The organism is Azospirillum sp. B510 (assembly GCF_000010725.1).
In the GTDB taxonomy this organism is placed as follows: domain Bacteria; phylum Pseudomonadota; class Alphaproteobacteria; order Azospirillales; family Azospirillaceae; genus Azospirillum; species Azospirillum lipoferum_B.
This window is the reverse complement of sequence record NC_013854.1, coordinates 2,349,013-2,370,813: the sequence shown is the minus strand read 5'-3', so window position 1 is coordinate 2,370,813 and position 21,801 is coordinate 2,349,013. Positions and strand designations below refer to the sequence as shown.

General features: G+C 67.1%; 22 protein-coding genes. 10 read left to right on the top strand and 12 right to left on the bottom strand.

Features of this window, described 5'->3' with window-relative positions; all coding sequences use genetic code 11:
* Positions 1–86 precede the first annotated feature (86 nt).
* Together AZL_RS11020 and AZL_RS11015 are read right to left on the bottom strand one after the other, a co-directional pair.
* Entirely contained in the window at positions 87–1,217 is a 1,131-nt protein-coding gene (locus tag AZL_RS11020; RefSeq protein ID WP_148219290.1) for a hypothetical protein, read from the bottom strand.
* 129 nt (positions 1,218–1,346) lie between these two features.
* Positions 1,347–2,144 carry a TerB family tellurite resistance protein gene (locus AZL_RS11015; protein WP_012974632.1) on the bottom strand — a complete coding sequence of 266 codons (798 nt, stop codon included), beginning with the start codon at positions 2,142–2,144 and terminating at the stop codon, positions 1,347–1,349.
* A 282-nt stretch (positions 2,145–2,426) separates the two neighbouring features.
* Here AZL_RS11015 and AZL_RS11010 point away from each other — a divergent pair, with 282 nt between their 5' ends.
* Entirely contained in the window at positions 2,427–3,008 is a 582-nt protein-coding gene (locus AZL_RS11010; RefSeq protein WP_042442985.1) for a GNAT family N-acetyltransferase, read from the top strand.
* A gap of 200 nt (positions 3,009–3,208) precedes the next feature.
* Complete coding sequence (locus tag AZL_RS11005; RefSeq protein WP_012974630.1) at positions 3,209–6,877, top strand: hydantoinase B/oxoprolinase family protein; 3,669 nt, start codon at positions 3,209–3,211, stop codon at positions 6,875–6,877.
* 11 nt (positions 6,878–6,888) lie between these two features.
* Here AZL_RS11005 and AZL_RS11000 read toward each other — a convergent pair whose 3' ends face one another.
* On the bottom strand, positions 6,889–8,823 hold the full coding sequence (locus AZL_RS11000) for a sigma-54-dependent Fis family transcriptional regulator (protein ID WP_012974629.1): 1,935 nt from the start codon (positions 8,821–8,823) through the stop codon (positions 6,889–6,891).
* Between the two features lie 270 nt (positions 8,824–9,093).
* Between AZL_RS11000 and AZL_RS10995 the strand changes: the two genes are divergently transcribed.
* The 6 genes from AZL_RS10995 (at position 9,094) to AZL_RS33400 (ending at position 13,763) form a co-directional block, all read left to right on the top strand.
* Positions 9,094–10,008, top strand: a complete 915-nt coding sequence (locus tag AZL_RS10995; RefSeq protein ID WP_042442983.1) for a GGDEF domain-containing protein — start codon at positions 9,094–9,096, stop codon at positions 10,006–10,008.
* Between the two features lie 219 nt (positions 10,009–10,227).
* Positions 10,228–10,368 carry a hypothetical protein gene (locus AZL_RS36305; RefSeq protein ID WP_158305974.1) on the top strand — a complete coding sequence of 47 codons (141 nt, stop codon included), beginning with the start codon at positions 10,228–10,230 and terminating at the stop codon, positions 10,366–10,368.
* Positions 10,369–10,438: 70 nt separating this feature from the next.
* Entirely contained in the window at positions 10,439–11,872 is a 1,434-nt protein-coding gene (locus AZL_RS10990; RefSeq protein WP_012974627.1) for an APC family permease, read from the top strand.
* Positions 11,869–12,246, top strand: a complete 378-nt coding sequence (locus AZL_RS10985) for a hypothetical protein (RefSeq protein WP_012974626.1) — start codon at positions 11,869–11,871, stop codon at positions 12,244–12,246. Before AZL_RS10990 ends, AZL_RS10985 begins: the two co-directional genes overlap by 4 nt.
* 8 nt (positions 12,247–12,254) lie before the next feature.
* Entirely contained in the window at positions 12,255–13,175 is a 921-nt protein-coding gene (locus AZL_RS10980; protein ID WP_012974625.1) for a carbon-nitrogen hydrolase family protein, read from the top strand.
* Between the two features lie 15 nt (positions 13,176–13,190).
* Positions 13,191–13,763 (top strand): TetR/AcrR family transcriptional regulator, encoded by a 573-nt coding sequence (locus AZL_RS33400; protein WP_012974624.1) that lies wholly within the window; start codon positions 13,191–13,193, stop codon positions 13,761–13,763.
* Between the two features lie 394 nt (positions 13,764–14,157).
* On the opposite strand, the gene AZL_RS10970 is transcribed toward AZL_RS33400, so the two are convergent.
* The 6 genes from AZL_RS10970 to AZL_RS10940 all read right to left on the bottom strand — a co-directional run bounded on the left by AZL_RS10970 (position 14,158) and on the right by AZL_RS10940 (position 17,907).
* A complete protein-coding gene (locus AZL_RS10970) occupies positions 14,158–14,439 on the bottom strand; it encodes a hypothetical protein (RefSeq protein WP_042442503.1) in 282 nt (93 codons plus the stop codon).
* The gene (locus AZL_RS10965) at positions 14,423–15,226 is read right to left on the bottom strand and encodes a helix-turn-helix domain-containing protein (protein ID WP_012973441.1); all 804 of its coding nucleotides are present in this window, start codon (positions 15,224–15,226) and stop codon (positions 14,423–14,425) included. Before AZL_RS10965 ends, AZL_RS10970 begins: the two co-directional genes overlap by 17 nt.
* Positions 15,213–15,851 carry a hypothetical protein gene (locus AZL_RS10960; protein WP_012973442.1) on the bottom strand — a complete coding sequence of 213 codons (639 nt, stop codon included), beginning with the start codon at positions 15,849–15,851 and terminating at the stop codon, positions 15,213–15,215. The genes AZL_RS10965 and AZL_RS10960 overlap by 14 nt, the downstream gene beginning before the upstream one ends.
* A 101-nt stretch (positions 15,852–15,952) precedes the next feature.
* A complete protein-coding gene (locus AZL_RS10955) occupies positions 15,953–16,285 on the bottom strand; it encodes a hypothetical protein (protein ID WP_042442506.1) in 333 nt (110 codons plus the stop codon).
* 458 nt (positions 16,286–16,743) lie between these two features.
* Positions 16,744–16,968, bottom strand: a complete 225-nt coding sequence (locus AZL_RS10945) for a hypothetical protein (protein WP_042442510.1) — start codon at positions 16,966–16,968, stop codon at positions 16,744–16,746.
* Between the two features lie 687 nt (positions 16,969–17,655).
* Positions 17,656–17,907 carry a hypothetical protein gene (locus AZL_RS10940; protein WP_042442512.1) on the bottom strand — a complete coding sequence of 84 codons (252 nt, stop codon included), beginning with the start codon at positions 17,905–17,907 and terminating at the stop codon, positions 17,656–17,658.
* 121 nt (positions 17,908–18,028) lie between these two features.
* On the opposite strand from AZL_RS10940, the gene AZL_RS10935 reads away from it, so the two are divergent.
* Positions 18,029–18,850, top strand: coding sequence for a transporter substrate-binding domain-containing protein (locus AZL_RS10935; RefSeq protein ID WP_148219190.1), 822 nt, complete (start codon positions 18,029–18,031; stop codon positions 18,848–18,850).
* 96 nt (positions 18,851–18,946) lie between these two features.
* A complete protein-coding gene (locus AZL_RS10930; protein WP_012973445.1) occupies positions 18,947–19,510 on the top strand; it encodes a hypothetical protein in 564 nt (187 codons plus the stop codon).
* Positions 19,511–19,930: 420 nt separating this feature from the next.
* Here the strand turns inward: AZL_RS10930 and AZL_RS10925 are convergent, their stop codons facing one another.
* Genes AZL_RS10925 through AZL_RS34190 form a run of 3 tightly spaced genes read right to left on the bottom strand, consistent with a single transcriptional unit; the run spans position 19,931 to position 21,639 of the window.
* Positions 19,931–20,683 carry a hypothetical protein gene (locus AZL_RS10925; protein WP_012973447.1) on the bottom strand — a complete coding sequence of 251 codons (753 nt, stop codon included), beginning with the start codon at positions 20,681–20,683 and terminating at the stop codon, positions 19,931–19,933.
* 39 nt (positions 20,684–20,722) lie between these two features.
* Positions 20,723–21,244 (bottom strand): YgjV family protein, encoded by a 522-nt coding sequence (locus AZL_RS10920; protein ID WP_012973448.1) that lies wholly within the window; start codon positions 21,242–21,244, stop codon positions 20,723–20,725.
* Between the two features lie 23 nt (positions 21,245–21,267).
* Positions 21,268–21,639, bottom strand: coding sequence for a ribbon-helix-helix domain-containing protein (locus AZL_RS34190; protein ID WP_158305961.1), 372 nt, complete (start codon positions 21,637–21,639; stop codon positions 21,268–21,270).
* Positions 21,640–21,801: the final 162 nt, after the last annotated feature.

The following is a 21,801-nucleotide window of genomic DNA, read 5'->3' as shown; positions in this document are numbered from 1 at the left end:
GGGATGGGTTATAGCGCGCCATCCCCCTCCGCCGCGACCGGGAAAAACGGTTGGGCGGGTTGCGCCGGGCGGAAGCGCTTCCCGCCTCAGCCGGCCGGTTGCGTGATGCCGGTCGGCGTCGCCACCTGCTGTTCCTGCATCTTGAAGCCGAAATAGGTGCCGTTGCTGATGCCGGTCAGGGCCAGCAGGTTGGCCGACAGCTCCGGCATGCCCAGCGTGCGGGTGACCTCGTAGAGGAAGGTGATGCCCAGAACGCCGGTCCAGGCCAGCAGTTGCAGACGATGGATGTTGTAGCCGCCGGCATCGCTCAGCAGGTCGGGCAGCAGCCCTTGCGAGGGCGGATAGACCTCGGCCAGGCTGGCGTCCATCATCGTCCGGTCGGGCGGGCTCGCCCCCGCGGCGGCGACATAGGCGGCGGCGTGCTGCCGGCGCCGGCTGTCGTCGTCGCCCGGCCGGCGATCCTGGAAGGCGGCCAGCACCGAGGTGCCGCCGACGATTCCCATCAGCGTCATCGTCCCGGTGGTGATGGTGTCCATCGATCCGGTGATGGTCAGGATGGCGACGTAGGAGGCGGTGACGATCCCGCTCCACCACAGCAGCTGGAACCGGGCGAGGCTGTAGGGCGCCCGGTAACCGGGCGGCATCGGCACGCCGGCGATGGGGGTGATGGCGTCGGTGCGGCCGAAATGGCGGAAGAAGGCGAACAGGAACAGCGCAGCCACCAGCGCGAACCAGAGGGCGGCCAGCTTCAGGTCGCGGTCGCTGGCACCCTGGATGGCGACCATCTGCGGCGCGGTGGCGATGCCGCCGGTGGCCGGGCCGAAGGCGACGGGCAGGGTCTTGAAGCCGGCGAGGCTGAAGAAGCCGTTGAAGGCGGCCTGCCAGGCCGTCCGCCGTTGGGCGGCGTCATCGCCGTTGCCGGCGATGGAGGTAGAGACGGTGCCCGTCAGCTCGCCCTTGGCGGAACAGCCAAAGCTGGCACGGGGCCCCGGAATCGTCTGGCCGTTGGCCACCAGAACGAGCCCCTGCGCGTTCAGCGCCGTCGCCAGGGTGGCGCAGTCGGTGCCCGCCGGCACTCCCAGGTTCAGTGTCAGCGGCTGGCCCAAAACCACCGGCGCGCCGGCGGATGCCGTCGCTGTCTGGGCTTGGGCGCCGCAACCCGCCGCCGTCATTCCCAGTGCTGCGGCGAAGACCGTCCGGATGATCGTGCGTCGCATCGTCATATCGTCCCGAAACCTGCGGGCGACCGCTCGCCCGTCCCGTTTGGAGACGATATGTCAGAAAACGCGATAAAGGACAAAGGAAAGCAATTTCAAATCATCAGCGGATGTGGCGGATCGCGACAATCAGGACAAAGCGGCCGTGGATTCCCGTTCCCGGCGAATACGATCGTAGGCGGCATTGATAAGCGCGAGCTTCTGGGTCGCCAGGTCGATGAATTCCTGCGGCATGCCCTGGGCGATCAGCCGATCTGGATGGTGTTCGCGCACCAGGGCCCGGTGGGCTGTCTTGACCACGTCGTCGCCGGCATGACGAGGCACGCCGAGCACGGCATAGGGATCGGTCTCCGTCGGGCTGCCGGCCAGATGATGGCCGGCGACGATGCGGCGGAAATCGGTCTCGTCGAAGCCGAAGATCACGGCGACGGCGCGCAGATACTCGACCTCCGTCTCGTGCAGCTCGTCATCGGCCTCGGCGATCATCAGCAGGCTGTCGAGCAGCTCCTCCAGCACCGCGTGCCTGTCCTCGAACAGCTTGGCGATCTGGCGGGCGTAATCCTCGAATCCGCGCGTGTCGCGGCGGGCGAGGTCGAAGACGCGGCCGACATTGTCCAACTCGTCCGGCGGCACGCGGAACAGGCGCTTGAAGGTATCGACCTCCACCCGCTTCACCACCCCGTCGGCCCGCGCCATCTTGGCGGCCAGCGCGATCACGCCGATGGTGAAGGCGACGGTCTGCTTGGCCGCCTCCGCCTCCTCGTCGCTCATGCCCCGGCGCGGCTGGCCGTCGGTGCCGCATGTCCCGGCGCCGCAGGGCGACCACAAATCCACCGCATGGCCGGCCAGCCCGCCCAGGAGCGCCCCCAGCGGCCCGCCGGTGAACAGGCCGGCCGCGCCGCCCAGGATCTTGCCCCAAATGCTCATGCTTCGCCCTTTTGTCCGGCCCCCCAGCCTCGGGCAGCATAGCGGCCGATGAGAAAGCGGCCAACTGTGGCTTTCTTGCAACGGATCGGTATTGTTCGTATCGCGAAGTTCTAATAAGCGCTTGGCGGAACCTGCCCGTTGCGTCATGTTGCAATGCAACAAAGGGCGCCGGAGAGAGCGCCGGTTTCGATAAGGCCGGGATCCGTCAGCGCGGGACCGGGGCCTGGGGAAAAACGTTCTGCGCAAATGCGTTTTCGGAAATCGGGAACCGCGAGCAGAGCCATGCCTGTCATCCGCAAGATCATGCCGACCGAGCTGCCCCTGTATCGGGCGCATCTTCTCCGCCTCGACCGTGCGGACCGCCATGCCCGTTTCGCCGGCACCCTGTCGGACGAGGCGGTGGAGCGGCATTGCGCGGCCATCGATTGGGGGCGCACGGTCATCCTGGGCGCTTTCGAGGACGGAGCGCTGCGCGGTGCCGTGGAGCTGTGCGGCGACCGCGCCCTCTGGCCGGAACAGGCCGAGTTCGGCATCAGCATCGAATCGGGGATGCAGGGAAAGGGGGTTGGCAGCACGCTGGTCCGCCGCATCCTGATCGTCGCCCGCAACCGCGGCATCCGCCATATCCACATGATCTGTCTGTCGGAGAATATCCGCATGCGCGCGCTCGCCCGCCGCTATGGCGGCCGGCTGGCGCCGGAGGGTGACGAGACCATCGCGCTGTTCGAATTGCCGCCACCCGACCAGTTCTCCATCGCGCTGGAGGCGTTGGAGGAGGGAAGCGGCGCCTTCAACAGCATCCTGTCCGGCAACACCGTCGCGCCCCGCTTGTCGACCCCGCCGCGACAGCGGCTGGCCGCCTGAGGGCTGTCGAAAGGGCGGCCGAGAGGGGGAGGCGCCGAATCCGTCTTTGGTGATCCTGTGTTCTTTCCGCCGCGGCCGGCGATGCCATGACCGTCTTGTCGGGCGCGAGGCATGCTGGCGGTTGAAATCCGTCGCTGGATCGCGAAACTCCGGATTACGCGCGGCGCGGTTGCCGCGCCTGGAATTCGGCGGGTGCGACGATGGGTGAGACGGAGAGCGCGGCGGTGGTCGGGGCGGGAAAACCCAAGCCGGCCCGGTGGCAATTCTGGGTGGATCGCGGCGGCACCTTCACCGACATCGTCGGCCGCCGGCCCGACGGGGCGGTCGTGACCCACAAGCTGTTGTCGGAGAATCCGGAGCGCTACGCCGACGCCGCGGTCCAAGGCATCCGCGAGCTTCTGGGGCTGAAGCCCGGCCAGCCGATTCCACCGGACACGGTGGAGGTGGTCAAGATGGGCACCACCGTCGCCACCAACGCCCTGCTGGAACGCAAGGGCGAGCCGACCGTCCTCGTGATCACCGAAGGGCTGGGCGACCAGCTGCGCATCGGCCATCAGGCCCGTCCGAAGATCTTCGCCCGCCACATCCAGTTGCCCGACCAGCTCTATTCCCATGTGGTCGAGGCTCCGGAACGGGTGATGGCCGATGGCCGGGTGCTGAAGCCGGTCGATCTGCATGCCGTCCGCCGCGGGCTGGAGGAGGCCTATCGCCAGGGCTTCCGCGCCGCCGCCATCGTGCTGATGCATGGCTACCGCTATCCCGAACATGAACGGCAGGTCGCCTCGCTCGCCCGCGCCGTCGGCTTTACCCAGGTCTCGGTCAGCCATCTGGTCAGCCCGCTGATGAAGCTGGTCGGGCGCGGCGACACCACCGTCGCCGACGCCTATCTCTCGCCGGTGCTGCGCCGCTATGTCGACCGGGTCGCCGGCGATCTCAGCGTCGACGGCGCGCCGGTGCCGCTGATGTTCATGCAGTCCAACGGCGGCCTGACCGACGCCCGCCGCTTCCAGGGCAAGGACGCCATCCTGTCGGGTCCGGCCGGCGGCGTGGTCGGGGCGGTGCGCACCGCCGGCATGGCCGGTTTCGACCGGGTCATCGGCTTCGACATGGGCGGCACCTCGACCGACGTGTCGCATTATGCCGGCGAGTATGAGCGGGCCTTCGACGCGGTGGTCGCCGGGGTGCGGGTGCGCGCGCCGATGATGCACATCCACACGGTGGCGGCCGGTGGCGGGTCGCTCTGCGTTTTCGACGGCACCCGCTTCCGCGTCGGGCCGGACAGCGCCGGGGCCAATCCGGGACCCGCCTGCTACCGCCGAGGCGGGCCGCTGACCGTCACCGACTGCAACGTGATGGTCGGCAAGATCCAGCCGCGCTTCTTCCCGCAGGTCTTCGGTCCGAACGGCGACCAGCCGCTGGACGCCGAGGTGGTGAAGGCCCGCTTCACCGAATTGGCCGCCACCGTCAATGCCAAGCTCGGCACGGCGATGACCCCGCAGGAGGTCGCCGAGGGTTTCCTGCGCATCGCCGTCGACAACATGGCCAACGCCATCAAGAAGATCTCCGTCGAGCGCGGCTATGACGTCACCGGCTATACGCTGAACGGCTTCGGCGGGGCGGCGGGGCAGCATGTCTGCGCCGTCGCCGACGCTCTCGGCATGACGCGGGTGTTCCTCCATCCCCAGGCCGGCGTGCTGTCGGCCTACGGCATCGGGCTGGCCGACACCGTCGCCATCCGGGAACGCGCGGTCGAGGGGCCGTTGAGCGACGCCGTCGTCGACCGGCTGACCATGCTGTTCACCGACCTGGAGACCGAGGGGCGGGCGGAACTGACCCGCCAGGGGGTGGACGCCGGCCGGCAGGCGATCAACCGCCGCGTCCATCTGAAGGCCGCCGGGTCGGACACCACGCTGACCGTCGCCTTCGGCTCCAGGATCGCCATGGCCAAGGCGTTCGAGGAGGCGCACCGCCTGCGCTACGGCTTCCTCACCCCCGGCACGGCGCTGGAGGTGGAGTCGGTGACGCTGGAGGCGGTCGGCCTGACCGACGTGCTGGAGGATCCGGAGCTTCCCGCCACCAGCGCGGTGCTGCCGCGCCGGCTCGCCACCGTCGCCGTCCATAGCGGCGGCCAGCGCCGGGAGGCGCCGCTCTATGATCGCCGCCAGCTTCAGCCCGGCAACCGCGTCGTCGGTCCGGCGATCCTGGCCGAGGCGGTCTCCACCACCGTGATCGAGCCCGGCTGGATGGCGGAGGTCACCCGCAAGAACCATCTGGTGCTGACCCGGCTGGAACCGGCGGCCCAGCGTCAGGCCGCCGGCATCAAGGGCGGGGTGAAGGTCGATCCGGTGATGCTGGAGGTCTTCAACAACCTGTTCATGTCCATCGCCGAGCGGATGGGCGTGACGCTGGAGAAGACCGCCCGCTCGGTGAACATCAAGGAGCGGCTGGATTTCTCCTGCGCCCTGTTCGACCGCGACGGCGGGCTGATCGCCAACGCGCCGCACATGCCGGTGCATCTGGGCTCGATGGGCGAGAGCGTGCGGGCGGTCATCCAGCGTCGCGGCGGCGCATTCACCGCCGGCGAGTGCTTCGCGCTGAACGACCCCTATCATGGCGGTACCCATCTGCCCGACATCACCGTCGTCTCCCCGGTATTCGACGAGGCGGGCAGGGAGCTTCTGTTCTTCGTCGCCTCGCGCGGGCACCATGCCGATGTCGGCGGCATCACCCCCGGTTCCATGCCGCCGGACAGCCGGACGATCGCCGACGAGGGCGTGCTGCTGGATTGCGTGCCGTTGGTCGAGAACGGCCGGTTCCGCGAGGAGGCCGTGCTGGAGCTTCTGCGCTCCGGCCCGCAGCCGGCCCGCAACCCGGCGCAGAATATCGGCGACCTCAAGGCGCAGATCGCGGCCAACGAGCAGGGCGGCCGCGAACTGCACCGTGTCGTCCGTCTGCATGGTCTGCCGACCGTCACCGCCTACATGCGCCATGTCCAGGACAATGCCGAGGAGCAGGTCCGCCGCGCCATCGGTGTCCTGCGCGATGGGGATTTCGCGGTGACGCTCGACAATGGCGCGGTCATCAAGCTGCGGGTGACGATCGATGCGGGCGCGCGCTCGGCGATCGTCGATTTCTCCGGCACCAGCTCGCAACTGGCCAACAACTTCAACGCCCCCTCGGCGGTCTGCCGGGCGGCGGTGCTTTATGTCTTCCGCTGTCTGGTGGATGACGAGATCCCGATGAACGAGGGCTGCCTGCGCCCGATCGAGATCGTCATCCCGCCGGGGTCCATGCTGGCGCCCAATCCGCCGGCCGCGGTGGTCGCCGGCAATGTCGAGACCAGCCAGTGCATCGTCGATGCGCTGTTCGGCGCGCTGGGCGTGATGGCGTCGGCCCAGGGGACGATGAACAACACCACCTTCGGCAACGAGCGTCACCAGTATTACGAGACGGTCTGTGGCGGCTCCGGCGCCGGCGATGGTTTCAGCGGCACCGACGCGGTGCAGACCCACATGACCAACTCGCGCCTGACCGATCCGGAGGTGCTGGAATGGCGCTTCCCGGTGCTGGTGGAGAGCTTCCGCATCCGCCGCGGTTCGGGCGGGGCGGGGCGCTGGCGTGGCGGCGACGGCGTGATCCGCCGCCTGCGCTTCCTGGAGCCGATGACGGCCGCCATCCTCGCCAACCATCGCAAGATCGCTCCCTTCGGCCTGAAGGGCGGCGCCGATGGGGCGGTCGGCCGGACCTGGGTCCAGCGCGGCGACGGCAGCGTCCAGGAGTTGGCCGCGCAGGACCGCACGGCGATGCGGCCGGGTGACGCCCTGGTGGTGGAAACGCCGGGCGGCGGTGGGTTCGGGGCGGCGGGGTAAGTATTGCCCCGTCACTCCGCCCGGTGCGGCGCCACGATGCCGAAGCGATGCATCTGACGGTGGATGGTCGAGCGGTCGACATCCAGCGCCCGCGCGGTCGCCGACACGTTCCAATGATGCCGCCGCAGCGTCTCGCGCAGCCGTGCCGCGGGATCCTCATCCCGTGCCGCCGGCTTTTCCGGAGCCTCCGCCGGCCAGGCCTGGAACAGGCCGCTGTGCTGGACCGGCTCCGGAATGTCGTCGAGGTCGATCAGCCCGCCGTCGCCGACCGCGCAGGCGTAATCCAGCGCGTTCACCAGTTCCCGCACATTGCCCGGCCAACTGTGACCGCGCAGCGCCGCCAGCGCCGCCGGGGTCAGCCGGTAGGCGACGCCGTCGCGCTCGGCCCGTTCGGCCAGCAGCCGTTCGATCAGCCAGTCGAGGTCGCCGCGCTGGCGCAGCGGCGGGACGGTGAACACCGCGCCGTTGAGACGAAAATACAAGTCGTCGCGGAAGCGCCCGGCTTTGACCAGTTCGACCAGATCGCGGTGGGTGGCGCCGATGACGCGGACATCGACCGAGACCGCCTTGGTCCGGCCGATCGGCGTCACCTCGCGCTCCGCCAGCACGCGCAGCAGGCGGGTCTGCGATGACAGCGGCATGTCGCCGATCTCGTCGAGGAACAGGGTGCCGCCGTCGGCCTCCAGGATCAGCCCTTTCTTGCCGCGTGCCGTCGCTCCGGTGAAGGAGCCGGGCTCGTAGCCGAACAGCTCGCTTTCGATCAGGTTCTCCGGCAATGCCGCGCAGTTGACGGCGACGAAGGGCTTGTTGCGGCGGATGCTGGCCCGGTGCAGGGCCTTGGCCAGATGTTCCTTTCCGGTGCCGGTCTCGCCATGGATCAGCAGGCTCATGCGGGTGTTGACCAGCTTGGCCGCCCGCGCCAGCACCGCCTTCAGCGCCGGATCGCCGCCGGATACCACCCGCAGGGGTTCGGGAAGGGCGTCGCCGCCACGGTCCGGCGCCTGGCTGCGGGGCAGGGAGACGGCGGGCGGCGGCATCGCCTGGGCGAACAGGGGCAGGCCGCTGCGCCGCAGGCGCAGCGTGCGCTGTTCGGTCGGCAGCGAGCGGACGAAATGGACAAGATCATCGACCTCGCAGTCGAACAGCTCGGCGAAGGAGCGGCCGAGCGGCGACACGCCATCCTCCGCCAGCAGGTCATGGGCCTTGTGGTTGAAGCCGACCACCCGCCCGCCGCCGTCGAGCGCCAGGACGAAATCGGGATCGACCTCCGCGAACTCCTGCGAGGCGGACAGCTTCACCACCCAGTCGCGGCGGAAATTGTTGTAGAGGTTGGCGGTCTCGATCTTGTGGACATAGGCGCGCACCATCTGCAGCGCCAGATACTGGCTGATCTTCGGTTCCGGCGAGCGCAGGGCGGAGATGTCCAGCACGGCGGCCAGTTCGCCGCCGCTGTCGAAGACCGGGGCGGCCGTGCAGGTCAGCGGGATGTGGGTGGAATCGAAATGGTCGGTCTGGTGCACGGTCAGCGCCTGGGCGGTGGCGATGCAGGTGCCGACCGCGCAGGTGCCGGCATGCCCCTCGTTCCAGTCGGAGCCCAGATACAGGCCGGCCCGGCGCAGGTGGTTGTCGAAGGTCGGGTCCCCGATGAAATCAACCGTGACGCCGTTGCTGTCGGTCAGCAGCAGGACATAGCCCATGCCGGCGACCTGCCGGTAGAGCGCCTCCAGCCCGAAGCGGGCCATGCGCAGGAACTCGTCCATCGCGTCGCGATGCTCGCGCAGCCGCTCCTGCGGCAGGATGTGCGCCTCGCGCCCGACGGTGGGATCCAGCTTGTGATCGGCGACGCAGCGGCGCCACGAGTTCTCGATGATCGGATCGCGGGCCGACGGCACCCCGGCGGAGACCCGGACGAGTTCGTCGATGTGGGCCGCGCGCGCGCTGTCCATGGTCGTGCCTCCCGTATGGATCGTCCGCTTGGCGTGCGAACAATTTTAGCCACACCATAGCAATCCGGCACCCGCCTGGGCAACATGTGCAAAAGCATGAGGCCGGGCCCGCGGCGCATCCCGTGTGGCGCATCGATCGGTCCGGTTGCGGGCATGAATATGTATGCGCATCGGAATTTCGTTATCCGCCGGCGACATGATGTTAAGGAGATTTGCACACGTCCGGCTTCATGCTGCATAAGCAGGACGTGATCGCCGGGAGCACCCGAGTTGCGGATTCTGATCGTCGATGATTCGCCACACCATCTGACGATGATGGTGTATGAGCTGACCAGGCTCGGCTATGCGACCAGCGTGGCCGAAACCGGCGCCGCCGCCATGGAGGCGGTGGCGAATGGTCATTTCGACGTTGTGATGGCGGATATCCGCCTGGCCGACATGACGGGGCTGGAGCTGTGCTGGCACCTGCGCACCGCCCAGGGGCTGCGTCACCTGTATCTGATCCTGATGATCCCCGGCAGCATGACCGATCAGTTCCACGAACTGGTGGAGGCCGGCGCCGACGAATTCCTGCGCAAGCCGCTGGATTGGAAATGGACGGCGGCGCGTCTGCTGGCGGCTTCGCGCGTCGTGGCGATGCAGCGCGATCTGGAAAGGCTGGCGACCACCGATCCGCTGACCGGCGCGATGAACCGCCGCCGCTTTCTTGAAAGGGGGGCTGAAGAGTTCACCCGCTCGCGACGATATGATCGCCCTTTGTCGGTGGTGATGCTGGACATCGACCATTTCAAGCGGGTCAATGACACCCATGGCCACGCCACCGGCGACGAGGCCATCCGCGGCACGGTGCGCGCCTGCAAGGAGACCCTGCGGTCCTGCGACATCATCGGCCGCCTGGGCGGCGAGGAGTTCGCCGTGGTGATGCCGGAGACCCCGCCGGTGAACGCCTTCGCCGCCGCCCAGCGCCTGCGTCAGGCGATCGCCGCCAAGCCGGTGAGGCTTGAGGAGGGCGGCGAGATGCATGTGACCGTCAGCCTGGGACTGAGCTGGATGAATGCCAGCGACTCCGGCATCGAGCCGCTGCTGGCCCGTGCCGACGCCGCCCTCTACCGCGCCAAGAACGCCGGGCGCAACCGTGTCGAGGTCGAACCGCAGATCGCCCTGCCGAAGTCGCTGGTGGGGTAGGGAAGAGCGGGGCAAGAAGGGCTCCGATCTTTTTCGATCGCTCATGATCATGTGAACGCGTTGGCCATTTCCGGGCTCTTCGCTGCGGAACGGGGGGCGTGTGCGCTGCGGGCGCGTCTCGTCGTGGCGGAGCATGCCACCCTTCCTTGCGCATCATCCAAGCCTGACGAACGCATGCGGCACGACACCCGCATGGCGGGCCGAATGGATTGATGGCGCATGTTTCCCGTTCAGACTCTGGTGTTTGCACCTCTCTTTCCTGCGGCTCTTCCTGAATTTGAAATCGAAGATGGAGCCCCTCCGATTCTTGAGGCAACCGTCATCGATGTCTTTCCCGAATTCCTTCGCGAGGCGAATTGACAGCCATACGGACTCTCACTTAGCGTGCCTATCAAACGATAGGTAACATGCGAAACAGGGAGCACATGGCATGTCGACACCGTCTCAGGGTGACGCCGGACAACTGGCGGAACTGGGTTATGATCAGGAACTCAAGCGTGACATCGGCCTGTTTTCCGTCTTCTCGATCGGCGTCGCCACCGTGGCGCCGGTTGTCGGGCTTTACGCCATCTTCTCGCTTGGAATTCAGCTGACGGGTCCGGCCTGGATCCTCATGCTGCTGCTGTCGCTGGCTGGCCAGCTCACCGTGGCGTTCGTCTATTCGGAACTCGCCTCGGAATTTCCGATCGCCGGCGGCCCTTACCACTGGACCAGCCGGCTGGCCGGGCAACGCTTCGGCATGGTCACCGGCATCATCTATGCGCTGGCGGTCACTGCGGCCCTGGCGACCGTCGCCTATCTGGCCGCACCCTGGGTCTGCCTGCTGGTCACCGGAGCCGAGCCGCAGGGCATCAACCGCGCCCTCATCGCCATGGGGCTGCTGCTGGCGGCGCTGATCGTCAACAGCTGCGGCATCCGGGTCGTCGCGGTGCTGGTGAATATCGGCATCGCCGCCGAGGTCATCGGGTCGCTCGGCATCGGCGTCGTGCTGATCCTGTTCTTCAAGAACCAGCCTTTCACCATCCTGTTCGACACGATGGGCACCGCGCCGACATTCGCCACCTTCCTGACGGCGCTGGCGGTCAGCGGCTGGGCCTTTGTCGGCTTCGACGCCAGCGCGTCGGTGGCCGAGGAGACGACCGGCGCCCGCAGCAACATTCCCAAGGCCATCATCGGCGCGACGACGGCGGTCGGCGCGCTGGTCGTGCTGGTCGCCGGCGCGATCACGCTGGCCAGCACCGATCTCGCCTCCGTCGTCTCCGGCGGGATCGCCGACCCGGTGACGGCGGTCGTGACCGGCAGCCTCGGCTCCTGGTCCGAGCGGCCGTTCTACGCCATCGTCGTCACCACCTTCATCGCCTGCATCGTTTCCATGCAGGCCTATACCGGGCGCATCGTCTTCGGGCTGGCGCGGGACGGGGTGCTGCCGGCCTCGCGCCGGCTTGCCGGGGTCAGCGGGGCCAGCAAGGTTCCCGTCGCGGCGATGACGCTGGTGACGGTGGCGGCCGGGCTGGCCCTGCTGCTCGGGCTGGACGACAAGGCGATCGGCACGATGATCTCCTTCGGCACCCTGGGCCTCTACGCGACCTTCTTCCTCGTCGTCGCGGCGGCGCTCTACGCCCGCTTCACCGGCCGCTGGCGGCCCGACGGCGCCTTCCGCACCGGCAAGATCGGCGATGCCCTCAATGTCGTCGCCTTCGTCTGGCTCACCTTCGAGACCGTGAACATCGCGTGGCCGCGGGCCGAACTCTCCCCGCCCGGAGCTTCCGAACTCCTGGTCTGGGCGCCGCTCGGCATCTTCATCCTCGTCGCGCTGTTCGCCGTGATCGCCGTCTCCCGCATACACCGCAAGGACCCAGCATGACGTCTCTGACACAGGCGGGACTCGTCCTGCTGTCGATCGGCGGTCTGTCCGGCATGCTGCTCTATGTGGCGCTCGACAAGCCCAAGGGCTGGCTCGCCATTCAGCAGATCTCCCGTCTCCGGCAAGGCCATGTCGACGCGCTCGTCATCGGCACCATCCTGCTGGCGCTCGGCTCCCTGGCCGCGTTGCCGGCGTGGATCGGCTGGCTGCTCGCCGCCAGCGGCTATTACACCTCGCTAGCGACCGGCGCGCTCGCCTGGTGGCCGGACTGGCCGACCCGCACGCGCCTCGTCTGGTGGCTGGATTTCAGTGCGCTGTCGAGCTTCGCCCTCGGCCTCGTCGCCGCCACCATTTCCTCCTTCGTCACCGTCTGAGGGCATCCATGACAAAACTGCACATCGTTCAGGACACGCCGCCGCTGCTCGACCTCGCCGCCGGCATCGCCATGGCGCGGACAGCCATCCGCGACGCCGCCGAGGATGGCGCCGACCTGATCGTCTTCCCGGAAACCTGGCTGGGCGGTTATCCCTCCTGGGTCTTCGGCATGGCGGGCTGGGACAGCGCCGAGGCGCGGAGCTGGTTCGGCAGGCTGGTGGAGGCCAGCCTCGTTCTCGACAGCCCGCAAGGGGCGGTCTTGTGCGAGGCGGCCCGCGACGCCGGCATCACCGTGGTGATGGGCGTCAATGAGCGGGCGCGGGCGTCATCGGCCACCATCTTCAACAGCCTGGTCACCATCGGCCCGGATGGCCGCATCCTCAACGTCCACCGCAAGCTGTTGCCGACCCACACCGAGCGGATCGTCTGGGCACCGGGCGATGGCGCCGGGCTGCGCGCGGTGGCGACGCCGGCGGGACGCATCGGCGGCCTTGTCTGTTGGGAGCACTGGCATCCGCTCGCCCGCCAGGCCCTGCATGCCGACGACGAGCAGATCCATGTCGCGGTCTGGCCGGACATGCCGTCATCCCATCAGCTCGCCTGCCGTTCCTACGCGTTCGAGGGGCGGTGCTTCGTCGTCAGCGCTGGGACCTACCTGCCGGTCGAGCGCGTTCCCGAGGCGCTCAGGCAGGCCTTCATCACCGGGCTTGGCGGTCAGGACGGCCTTCAGGGCGGTTCGGGCGTCGTCGGGCCGGACGGGGAATATCTTGTCGGCCCGGTGTTCGGTGGGGAAACAGTCGTGGCGACCATTGATCTTGCCGACACGATTCGCTTTAAACACGATCTCGATGTGGTTGGTCACTATGATCGCCGGGACGTCTTCCAGCTGACCGTCAACCGGCGGAGGGAGATCGGCGGCGATCCTTAACGCAGGAGAGTCCCCGTGGAGGCAGCCGATACCCGACAGGAGATCCTGATCCAGGCATCCCGGCTGTTCAAGACGCTCGGCTATCGCGCCACGACGACGCGGGAGATCGCGAAGGCGGTGAACATCAAGCAGCCTTCGCTCTTCCATCACTTCCCGAGCAAGAAGGCGATCGTCGAGGAGATCTTCTCCCTCAGCCTCAACGAGGCGGCGATCCAGATCGACAAGGCTTGCCGTCAGGAGGGATCCGCGTCGGAGCGGCTTCATCAGTATCTGGTCTGGGATCTGTCGACGCTGCACCGCATGCCCATCGCCATGTCGGCGATCTACACCGGCGACGCGCTGAAGTCACCGGAACTGGCCGACCTCGCCGACAAGCTCAAATCCTTCTACCGGTCGCTGGAGGATCTGATTGCGCAGGGAATCCGCAGCGGCGAGTTCGTCGATATCGACCCGACCCTCGGCCGCCTGATGGTCGCGAGCATCACCATCGCGCATCTGGAATATGCGGAGCAGAAGCCGATCGGGGAACCGGACCGGCTGGCGCGGGAGGGGGCCGACTTCGTCCTGCGGGCCTTCCGCAGGGCTTGAGCGATCGCGACGGTCCACAGGGGGAGGTGACGGCGGGCATCCGAATCCGCCCGTCATCCTTGACAGATAGCGGGTGGGGTGGTGAGGCCAGCTTCCAACCGGAGGCTTTGCGGCCGCGCCATAAACTGAAAAGCCCCGCTCAGGATCGCCTGAGCGGGGCTTGCAGTGCAGCCGATATGACTGCGATGATGGTAGCAGCGGCCCGCTACCGACGGGACAGTAATGATCGGCTGACCATAACGGTGGCCTGCTGACGGGCGGGCAACTGTCGGGCTGCCAGGGTTACCAAGGAAACTTCGGCTCTGCGGAAAAGCGGGTTGATCGCGCTCGCTTAGGTTAAGCGCCTTCGTGCGCGTCGGCCGGCGTCCAGGCAGCATACTCGCCCACTCTCCCGTCACGGCAGGCGGGCGGCCTCCAGGTCCTCCTGCACCCGGCCCAGCACATCCAGAGCCCCATCGTGCGCCCACAGAGCAGCCCGAAGGGCGCCCCCGTAGGCACGATGCTGACCGGCCGGCAGGCTGGCCACGGTCTCGGCAAGCCACCGCTCGATCTGCGGCGGGCAGGCCCCAGCCTTGCCCCAGCGGATCGCCGTCTTCGACGCCACGCCCGCCACCTCCGACAGCGGCTGGCGCCACTCGCTGCCCCACAGGGCCTCCGCATCATCCTGCCACGTCATCGGTGGCCTCCTCCTCGTTGGGATCGGTGTAGCCGGTGCCGGTGTCGACCCGGCCGCGCAGCACCGGGGCCGTCGGGCCAAGATCACGGGAGAGGCGGTAGAGATAGGCCGTCCCGATGCCGGCGTCGCCGCCGGTCTCGCCCGCCACCTCCACCAGATCCTCGCGCTGCCAACGGCGGGCGTAGTTCTTGGCGGTGTTGGGGCTGGCGCCGGCCCGCTCGGCCAGCTCGGCGCACGTCATGGCTTCGCCGCAGCGCAGCGCCGCCCACAGACGCTGGGCGACCCGGTCCGGATTGGCGCGGGTCCGAACGTAGCCCGGCGCCCGCGGCTTGCGTGCCGCCTTCGGCGGGGCTGGGGTCGGAGGAGGGACCGACGCCGGTAGCGGATCGGGAGCGGGCGAGGCGTCCACCACCAGGGCGGCGGCGCTCCACATGCGGCGGACGTCGCGCGGCGGGATCCGCCGCAGCGCGTCGAGCCAGCGGGCGCCGACCAGACCTGCCAGTAGGTAACACCGCACCGGCCGCTCCTCCTCCGGCGCGGTGCCCTGCTGGCGCAGGCGGATGACACGGACGCGCCACAGCGTGATGTCGCGCGGAAGATCGAGCGCGGCCACCGCCGCGGCTGTCTGCGGCGGGGAGGCCGGGCGCATCTCGTTCAGATCCAGGTCGGGCACCGCCAGGCCGTCCGGCCAGGGCAGGATGAGGTCGACGCCGCCGGCACGGTCGGCGGCGTGACGCTGAGTCCGGGACAGGCTGATCATCGCAGCCCCGGTATCATCCACGACCATCTGACTTATCTCGCAGCTCTCGCAGCGCGGGGGTATCCTGCTCGTACTTCACGCGCAGGGAGACGGGATATCCATATTTTTTCTCGACGTACCCGAGATCAGGCTTGTTTATCCAGTTGGCGAAACTGCCGTTTTCATAATACCGCTTGCGCGGCCCAATGTCGGCAGGCGTGACCTTCTTCTCCCAGGTCGCGCGCGGCCCTGGGGCCGTTCGCGCCACCTGCGTGATGCCCTGGGAGTCCGCAAGCCAAACCAATCGGGTTGACCACGGTTTTCCATTTATCTCGGTCACCAATGTGACGGGGTAATAGCGCTTCGGAGAAGCCCTTGTCGCGTGCAGCCAACTCCTCAAAGTTTCTGTATCGGCATGGCCGATGGCGACAATCTGACCACCGTCGATGCTGACGCGGACATTTTGGTTTCCGTACATGCGGAACACGGGGGTGATGTTTTCTCTGGACTTCCGGCCCGCCAACGTGCGGATTTCTTCGCGTGCCGCGCGCACGGCGATGGCGCGGATCACTTCTTTCGAGGGGACTGTTCGGTCGTAAAATGTCTCGTAGAATTCAGCCACGTATTGCTCATGGCGGGCGACAATATCGGGGAACATGGAAATGGCGCGCATGGTCAGTCTCCCGGTTGGCGCGACGCAGGGCAGCGCCGCAATGAGGCCCGGCCGTTACCGGCCAGGATCTGGACGATGGACTAGTGCGGGGCGCGTAGGTGTCAGACGATGCGGTCGCGCATCGTCTGACAGTAGCGCAGGAAGGTCCCGCGCGTGACGCGCTCAGGAGCGTCCACCACGCGGCGCGCCGTCTCGACCAGCGCGATGCGCCGAGCCGTCCACTCTTCGCCGCAACCCCACGCGGCGGCAAATCTCGCCTTCTTGACCGCGCCACAGCCGGCGCGGGATATCCAGCTCACCACCCGCGCCACCTCGCCAATGGTGCCGCCCCGTCTCAAAACACTGTCGGGACGAGCGCCGCGCCGAAGGTTGCGCCTACGCGCGCGAAGAGGATGCATGCTGTTCTTGGCGATCAATGCGGTCCTGCTGCTCATTTTTCTCTCCGTTCTTTCGGGCTGCCTCTTGCCGCCCTCTCGCTCTGCCGCCCGGAGTGATCCAGGCGGCCGGTGAGGGGGTGATGGTTACGCTCCGCGCGCCTTATCCGCCTTTCCGGCGGCCCACCAGATCGCCGCACCAGGAACAACGATGGGCCAAAAGGCCGCCGCAGCTGCGCCTATGCCCGCACAGGCGACTCCCAGCCAAGCGGCATAGACCGCCCGCATGAGGGTCTGTTGGGCGGGCCCCAACCCGCGATCATCGGGGGTGAGGTGGCCCCAACCGGCAAGGGCGCCGGCCGCTGCGCCAACGATTGCCCCTATAGCGGGGACGATCCAGTAATACTGTTCCATCCATCTTCTCCTGCCGGCTCTGCCGGCTGCTATTCGGTGTCCAAAACCCCCACCAGGGGGAAGCTTGGGGAGACGCCAGAACTGGCCGGGCGGTGAGGGGATGGTCAGGCGTTGCGGCGGATGCCGGCGGCGATGCGGCGGCGCTCGGCGGCGTCGAGGCGGCTGCCGTCCCAGTGGCAGCCAAACGCGGTCTTGACGGTATCGACGATCATGCCGCGCGCATCGGCGCGGGCGAAGAAGCGGTCGACGGTGCTGGCGGCGCAGGCCTCGGCGACGATGGCGTCGGTGCCGCGAGCCGATTCAGCGACGATCCAGGTGGTGGTGATCATGATGGGCCAGCCTTTCTTTGCCGGGGCGCCTACAGCCTATTGCCGTCGTCGCCGTTTCTGTGTCCGTATTAAAGCGGACATTGGTTGTTCGCGCAAGAGGGAAAAGCGCAACCAACGCAGGAAAATCATTCTTGCGAGCGGATCGCGCCAACCCGCTTTTCCGGAGAGCCGAAACTTCGGAACCTAACGATTTTCCTCATGCAGTCTCACAGTCATCGCCTGTAGTTAATCGGCAATGGTGGAGTGCTGGAGCGCGTGATCCATAGACCGTGAATGAGCGCCGTAGATCGGCAGATACTTCTGTACCTAAGTATTTCTTTGATCCATGCCGTCGCGCGGCACTCCGTCGCATCTTGCGTCACAATTTGTCACGAAATCGGCCGGAACCGCCGATTGCCTCGCAATTTGCATACTAAGTTATGCAATCATTACTGGCGCGAAATCAATTACCCCCTTTGAGGATATTTTTGATCGCGCTATTGTGTATTCGCGAGTGCGGCCCTGCTCCTAAGAGTGGGGCCGGGGGAGTGGGAGTTCCCCCGGCTCGCGAGTCCCTGGATTGGACCCAGGCACCAACCATTGTCTGCCCCCTCGTACGCGAGGACGGACGCCGCCCACTGTCGGCCCGACGCCGCTTGTGTAGCAATTGGAGTGCCTAAGTGTGTCCGCTTTTTCTCAGGATCGTCCCTACTTGCCGCGCCGCAGCCGCGCACCAGGGGCGCCGTCGTTCAGCAGCTCGATCCCCTCGTTCAGCAGCGCGCGCAGCACGGCATTTATGGCCGTGGTCGTTGCGTTGATCGGCCCGTCTATCGCTTCCCAGCGCTTGATGGTGTTCGCCGATACCGGGCTGAACTGAGAAGCCTCCTCCGCCAGCTTCTGCTGCGGCCAGCGCAGCAGCGCCCGAGCGGCCCGGAGTTGCTCCCCCTTTAGCTCCAACACAGTCACGTCAATCCCCAAATTAGCTGTTTGGCTAAAACTAGCACTAAATAGCTTGACCGCCAAGATCTGCCGAGTTAACTAATTAGCCAATGGATAGGCCATAAAGCCAATGGAGATAGCTTTGACCCGCCGCTCGCTCCTTCTCGCTGCTGCCGCGCTTTCCCTGTTCAGCGGGCCGGTTGCCGCCGATAGCCTGAAACTCCGCATTGCCACTGAGGGCGCCTTCGCCCCGTGGAACGCCACCACCGCTGACGGCAAGATCGTCGGCTTCGAGGTCGATCTCGTGCATGACCTGTGCCGCCGGATGGAGGCGGAATGCGAGGTCGTTGCTCAGGATTGGGACGGCATCCTGCCCGGCCTCCAGCAGGGCCGATATGACGCGGTGATCGCGGGCGTCAGCATCACCCCCGAGCGCGAGCGAGTGGTCGACTTCAGCGCCGCCTATGCCGCCGATCCGGCCATGTTCGCCGTCCAGCACGGTTCGCCGCTCGGCGGCGCCTTCCCGGTTATCGCGCGGATCGACCTTGCGGCTGGTGATGGCCAGCCGGGCGTCGCGGCGATGGCGAAGGCGCTGGAGGGCAAGACGGTGGCCGTCCAGGTGAACACCATTCATGAGCGAATGGTTGAAGCGTTGTTCCCCGCTGCTCGCGTCCGCGCTTACGAGAAGCTCGATTATGCGGCGCTCGATCTGGCCGCCGGCCGCGTCGACGCGCTGCTGGGCAACCGTTCGGCGCTGGAGGCCATCATGAAGGCTGACGGGCGGGTGGCTGTGGCTGGGCCGACGTTCAGCCGTGGCGCGCTGGGCGCCGGGGTGGGCGTTGCCGTGCGCAAGGGCAACCCGTTGGCCGCACGCTTCACCCAAGCTATCGCCAGCGCTGGAGAGGATGGCACCGCCTCGCGTCTGTCGGCGCAATGGTTCGGCTACGACGTTTCCGTTCGGTAGCCGTGAGGAGGCGCCCGGCCTTTGGCGAGGCCGGGCGCCCGATACCGGACGACGGCAGATCGTCCGGCAATTCGTTCCCATGGAGAGCAAACACCGATGAGAACCAACAAGGGCGACGATACCACCGGCGGCGCCGGCAACGAAATGGCGGCCGGTGACGGCAGGCTCGGAGCCGATACCAGCCTGATCCCCGCGCTCGGAATGACCGTGCGTGAGGCGGTTGAGGCTGTACGGCGGCTTTTCGCAGAGCACGAGACGGATGAAACCGTGGCGACTCGGTGGATGCCGATGATCGACGCGATCCTTGCCACCACGCCGCACACGGTCGGCGACACGATGGCGATCCTCGATCAGCTGCTGTGCCCCGAAACTGGCCTGCCGTCCTACACCACCGCCGCCGGGAAAGCGGACGTCACAGCCTTGTCCAGCGTTCGGGCGTTCCTCGCCGGCATTCAGGTCTCGCACCAGATCCGGGAGGCGGCGGGCATCCCGTGCATGGAGGCGGCCTTTGCCGCCGAAGCGCCCGCCATGCTGAACGTCCCGGCAGTGCCGGCCGACCGCCTGTTGGAGGCTGCCGCCGTCCAGGCTGGCATCACCACCGAGCAGGCGCGGCTGGTCTATGACGCGATGATGGCCCCTTTCTTAGGGAGGGCCGCGTGACCAAGATCCTCCAGTTCCGGCCCGCGGCGATCCAGCCGCCGGCCTGCGAGGTGGTCGTCCAGCGCCGCGCGGTAGGGCAGGCGCTGGACTGGCAGCAGGCCATCGTTGCCGAGGCCCGGCGCTACCCGCACGGTAGCCCGGATCTCGTCCGCTACCTGAAGGACTCCGGGTTGCTGCCCCGTTGCAGTTTCCTCTCCTCCGAGCGGGAGGGCGGGCCGCTACTGTTCCGGTTCATCGGCAGGCCGGCGTTGGACACGCTTGGCGAAGCCTGGGGCCGGATGGTGCTGGGCAAGCCGGAGGTGGAGGACCCCCATTGCGAGTTCTCGGCGGCCATCGCGCGCGAGTATGCCGAGGCAATCGAGAGCGGCGAACCGGTCGTCAACGAGGTGGCGGTGGTCGGGATTGGGAAGCCGTTCAGCTTCAGCCATGCGCTGATCGGCTGGCAGAGCGGGCGTCACCGGGCCATTCTGTCGGCGGTGAAGATGCACGACGTGCAAGGTCCGAGATCACTGCGGCCGGTCGGAACCGCATCAGATGCAGCGTGATCCTGCCCTCGCCGGGCTGGTGAAACATGATGGTCGGGTGGCGGTCGAGGTGGCGCTCGCCTACCGCCCGCTCCGTCCAGATACGGGAGACATTGGTTTCGACCAGGGCGGCCAAATAGTCCGGCTGCCACCGGTCGACCGCCTCCAGCCGGTTGATCCGGCCCGACATGTGGAACAGGTCACGATGCCCGCCGCGCCAGTCCGGATGCACCCACCCGCTGGACATCATCGCCACCGCGCCGCGCGTCTCGCGGGCCTCCGGGCTGGCGGCGAAGCAATAGGCGTCGGGCGGGGCGTTGCCGGCGTCATAGAAGGCTGTCAGGTCGGTGAGGCGGGCAGCATAGGGCCGGGCGCGGCAATCGAGCAGGATGGACGCTTGGACGGCCACCACCTCGTCCTCGGCCGTCGTCAGCCCGACCCAGAAGCACGGGACGGCGGACGGCTTTGGCAGCAGCTCAAACCAACTGTCGCGGTGGCGCGCGTTCAGCGCCTCCAGCGCCTGCCAGTCATCCGACACCACTGGACGCAGACCTTGCGCGGCGGCGATTTGCGACAGGCTGTCGCGTAAATAGCTGAGGTCCGCCGCCTCGGTCTCCGGGAGAGCGGCGGCGAAGTTTGCAGCGGGCATGTCGAAGCTCCTTTTTGGGTGTTGCTGGCCGTAGGGCCATCATTCAGGAGTATGCTTGCCCGCCCTATCTCGCATCCAGCCATAGAACAGCGTTGCGCAGCACGCCAAATCAGCGAGCATGCCGGGCACGCTGTTGGTTGATACGTCATGCGCGAGCCATGCCAGCGCGGAAATGGCGAACAAGAAGCGCATCGTTGCGGGTTGGGCGCTCCAGCGGGCGGCGGACGCCGCCACGGTGCCGATGGTGGCCCATGCCGAAGGCCAGCCCGCCCAACTGGCCCACGCCAGCGCCGCCAGGGCGGGCATGGTGGCCGCGAACGCGGCGCGGCACCACAGGGGGCGGGCGCCAGCCGGCCACGCTGTCGCGGCTTGTAGCAGCGACAGGAAGGTGGCCGCCGCGCCGGTGGTGGCGCCAATCAGAAGGTAATGGGCAGCGAAGGCGAGGGCGCTTGCGGCCTGTCCAGCCAGCAGAACGCGGCGCGTGCGAGCCAGAGGCCACAGCGCAATCAAGATAAATCCGGCCATGCCAAAGGCTCCGGCCAGAGTGTTCTGGTCGAACATGCAGGCTCCGTTTTTGGTTGCGCCTATTCGTTGAGTGCCGTTGGTCCAGAGTGCTTTATAAGAACGTCCATGATGTCTCTAGCGAGAGCGGAGTGGCGGTCGTTCCTTGCCTTCTGGTGATGCCTAACTTGGTCCTGAAGCTCCGTAATCTCGCGCATCAACTCGGCAACGGTTTCTTGATGTTCGCGCCGCAGCTCTACAAGTCTTACGCCGAGATTGTTTCCATCGGCAATTTTCTTATAGTAATTCAGGATGAACATTCGCACTTCAGCAGAAAGATTGTCTGCGCCATCGGGAAGCCCGCTTTCAATATCTGAAACAAGGCCACCTACGGTCTTTCCCCGAAGTTGGGCAATTTCGCCCAGATAGTTCCAGACAGAGGGTTCGAGCTTCATGCTCGTTCTTCTGCCGTTCACAACAAGGTTCCGTGACATCAATGCTGACATTTGGCGCCGACCTCCTGACAGCACTCTAGTGCATACCGGGGCGTGCCCCAATAAGGGAGCGCCCCGGTATGCGATCACTTTGTCGCGCCTACGGTGCTCGCTTTGGCGCCA

Coding starts and splice junctions, on each gene's coding strand:
- AZL_RS11020 (WP_148219290.1), bottom strand. CDS start 1,217: ATGCGACGCACGATCATCCGGACGGTCTTCGCCGCAGCACTGGGAATG.
- AZL_RS11015 (WP_012974632.1), bottom strand. CDS start 2,144: ATGAGCATTTGGGGCAAGATCCTGGGCGGCGCGGCCGGCCTGTTCACC.
- AZL_RS11010 (WP_042442985.1), top strand. CDS start 2,427: ATGCCTGTCATCCGCAAGATCATGCCGACCGAGCTGCCCCTGTATCGG.
- AZL_RS11005 (WP_012974630.1), top strand. CDS start 3,209: ATGGGTGAGACGGAGAGCGCGGCGGTGGTCGGGGCGGGAAAACCCAAG.
- AZL_RS11000 (WP_012974629.1), bottom strand. CDS start 8,823: ATGGACAGCGCGCGCGCGGCCCACATCGACGAACTCGTCCGGGTCTCC.
- AZL_RS36305 (WP_158305974.1), top strand. CDS start 10,228: ATGTTTCCCGTTCAGACTCTGGTGTTTGCACCTCTCTTTCCTGCGGCT.
- AZL_RS10990 (WP_012974627.1), top strand. CDS start 10,439: ATGTCGACACCGTCTCAGGGTGACGCCGGACAACTGGCGGAACTGGGT.
- AZL_RS10985 (WP_012974626.1), top strand. CDS start 11,869: ATGACGTCTCTGACACAGGCGGGACTCGTCCTGCTGTCGATCGGCGGT.
- AZL_RS10980 (WP_012974625.1), top strand. CDS start 12,255: ATGACAAAACTGCACATCGTTCAGGACACGCCGCCGCTGCTCGACCTC.
- AZL_RS10970 (WP_042442503.1), bottom strand. CDS start 14,439: ATGACGTGGCAGGATGATGCGGAGGCCCTGTGGGGCAGCGAGTGGCGC.
- AZL_RS10965 (WP_012973441.1), bottom strand. CDS start 15,226: ATGGTCGTGGATGATACCGGGGCTGCGATGATCAGCCTGTCCCGGACT.
- AZL_RS10960 (WP_012973442.1), bottom strand. CDS start 15,851: ATGCGCGCCATTTCCATGTTCCCCGATATTGTCGCCCGCCATGAGCAA.
- AZL_RS10955 (WP_042442506.1), bottom strand. CDS start 16,285: ATGAGCAGCAGGACCGCATTGATCGCCAAGAACAGCATGCATCCTCTT.
- AZL_RS10945 (WP_042442510.1), bottom strand. CDS start 16,968: ATGATCACCACCACCTGGATCGTCGCTGAATCGGCTCGCGGCACCGAC.
- AZL_RS10930 (WP_012973445.1), top strand. CDS start 18,947: ATGAGAACCAACAAGGGCGACGATACCACCGGCGGCGCCGGCAACGAA.
- AZL_RS10925 (WP_012973447.1), bottom strand. CDS start 20,683: ATGCCCGCTGCAAACTTCGCCGCCGCTCTCCCGGAGACCGAGGCGGCG.
- AZL_RS10920 (WP_012973448.1), bottom strand. CDS start 21,244: ATGTTCGACCAGAACACTCTGGCCGGAGCCTTTGGCATGGCCGGATTT.
- AZL_RS34190 (WP_158305961.1), bottom strand. CDS start 21,639: ATGAAGCTCGAACCCTCTGTCTGGAACTATCTGGGCGAAATTGCCCAA.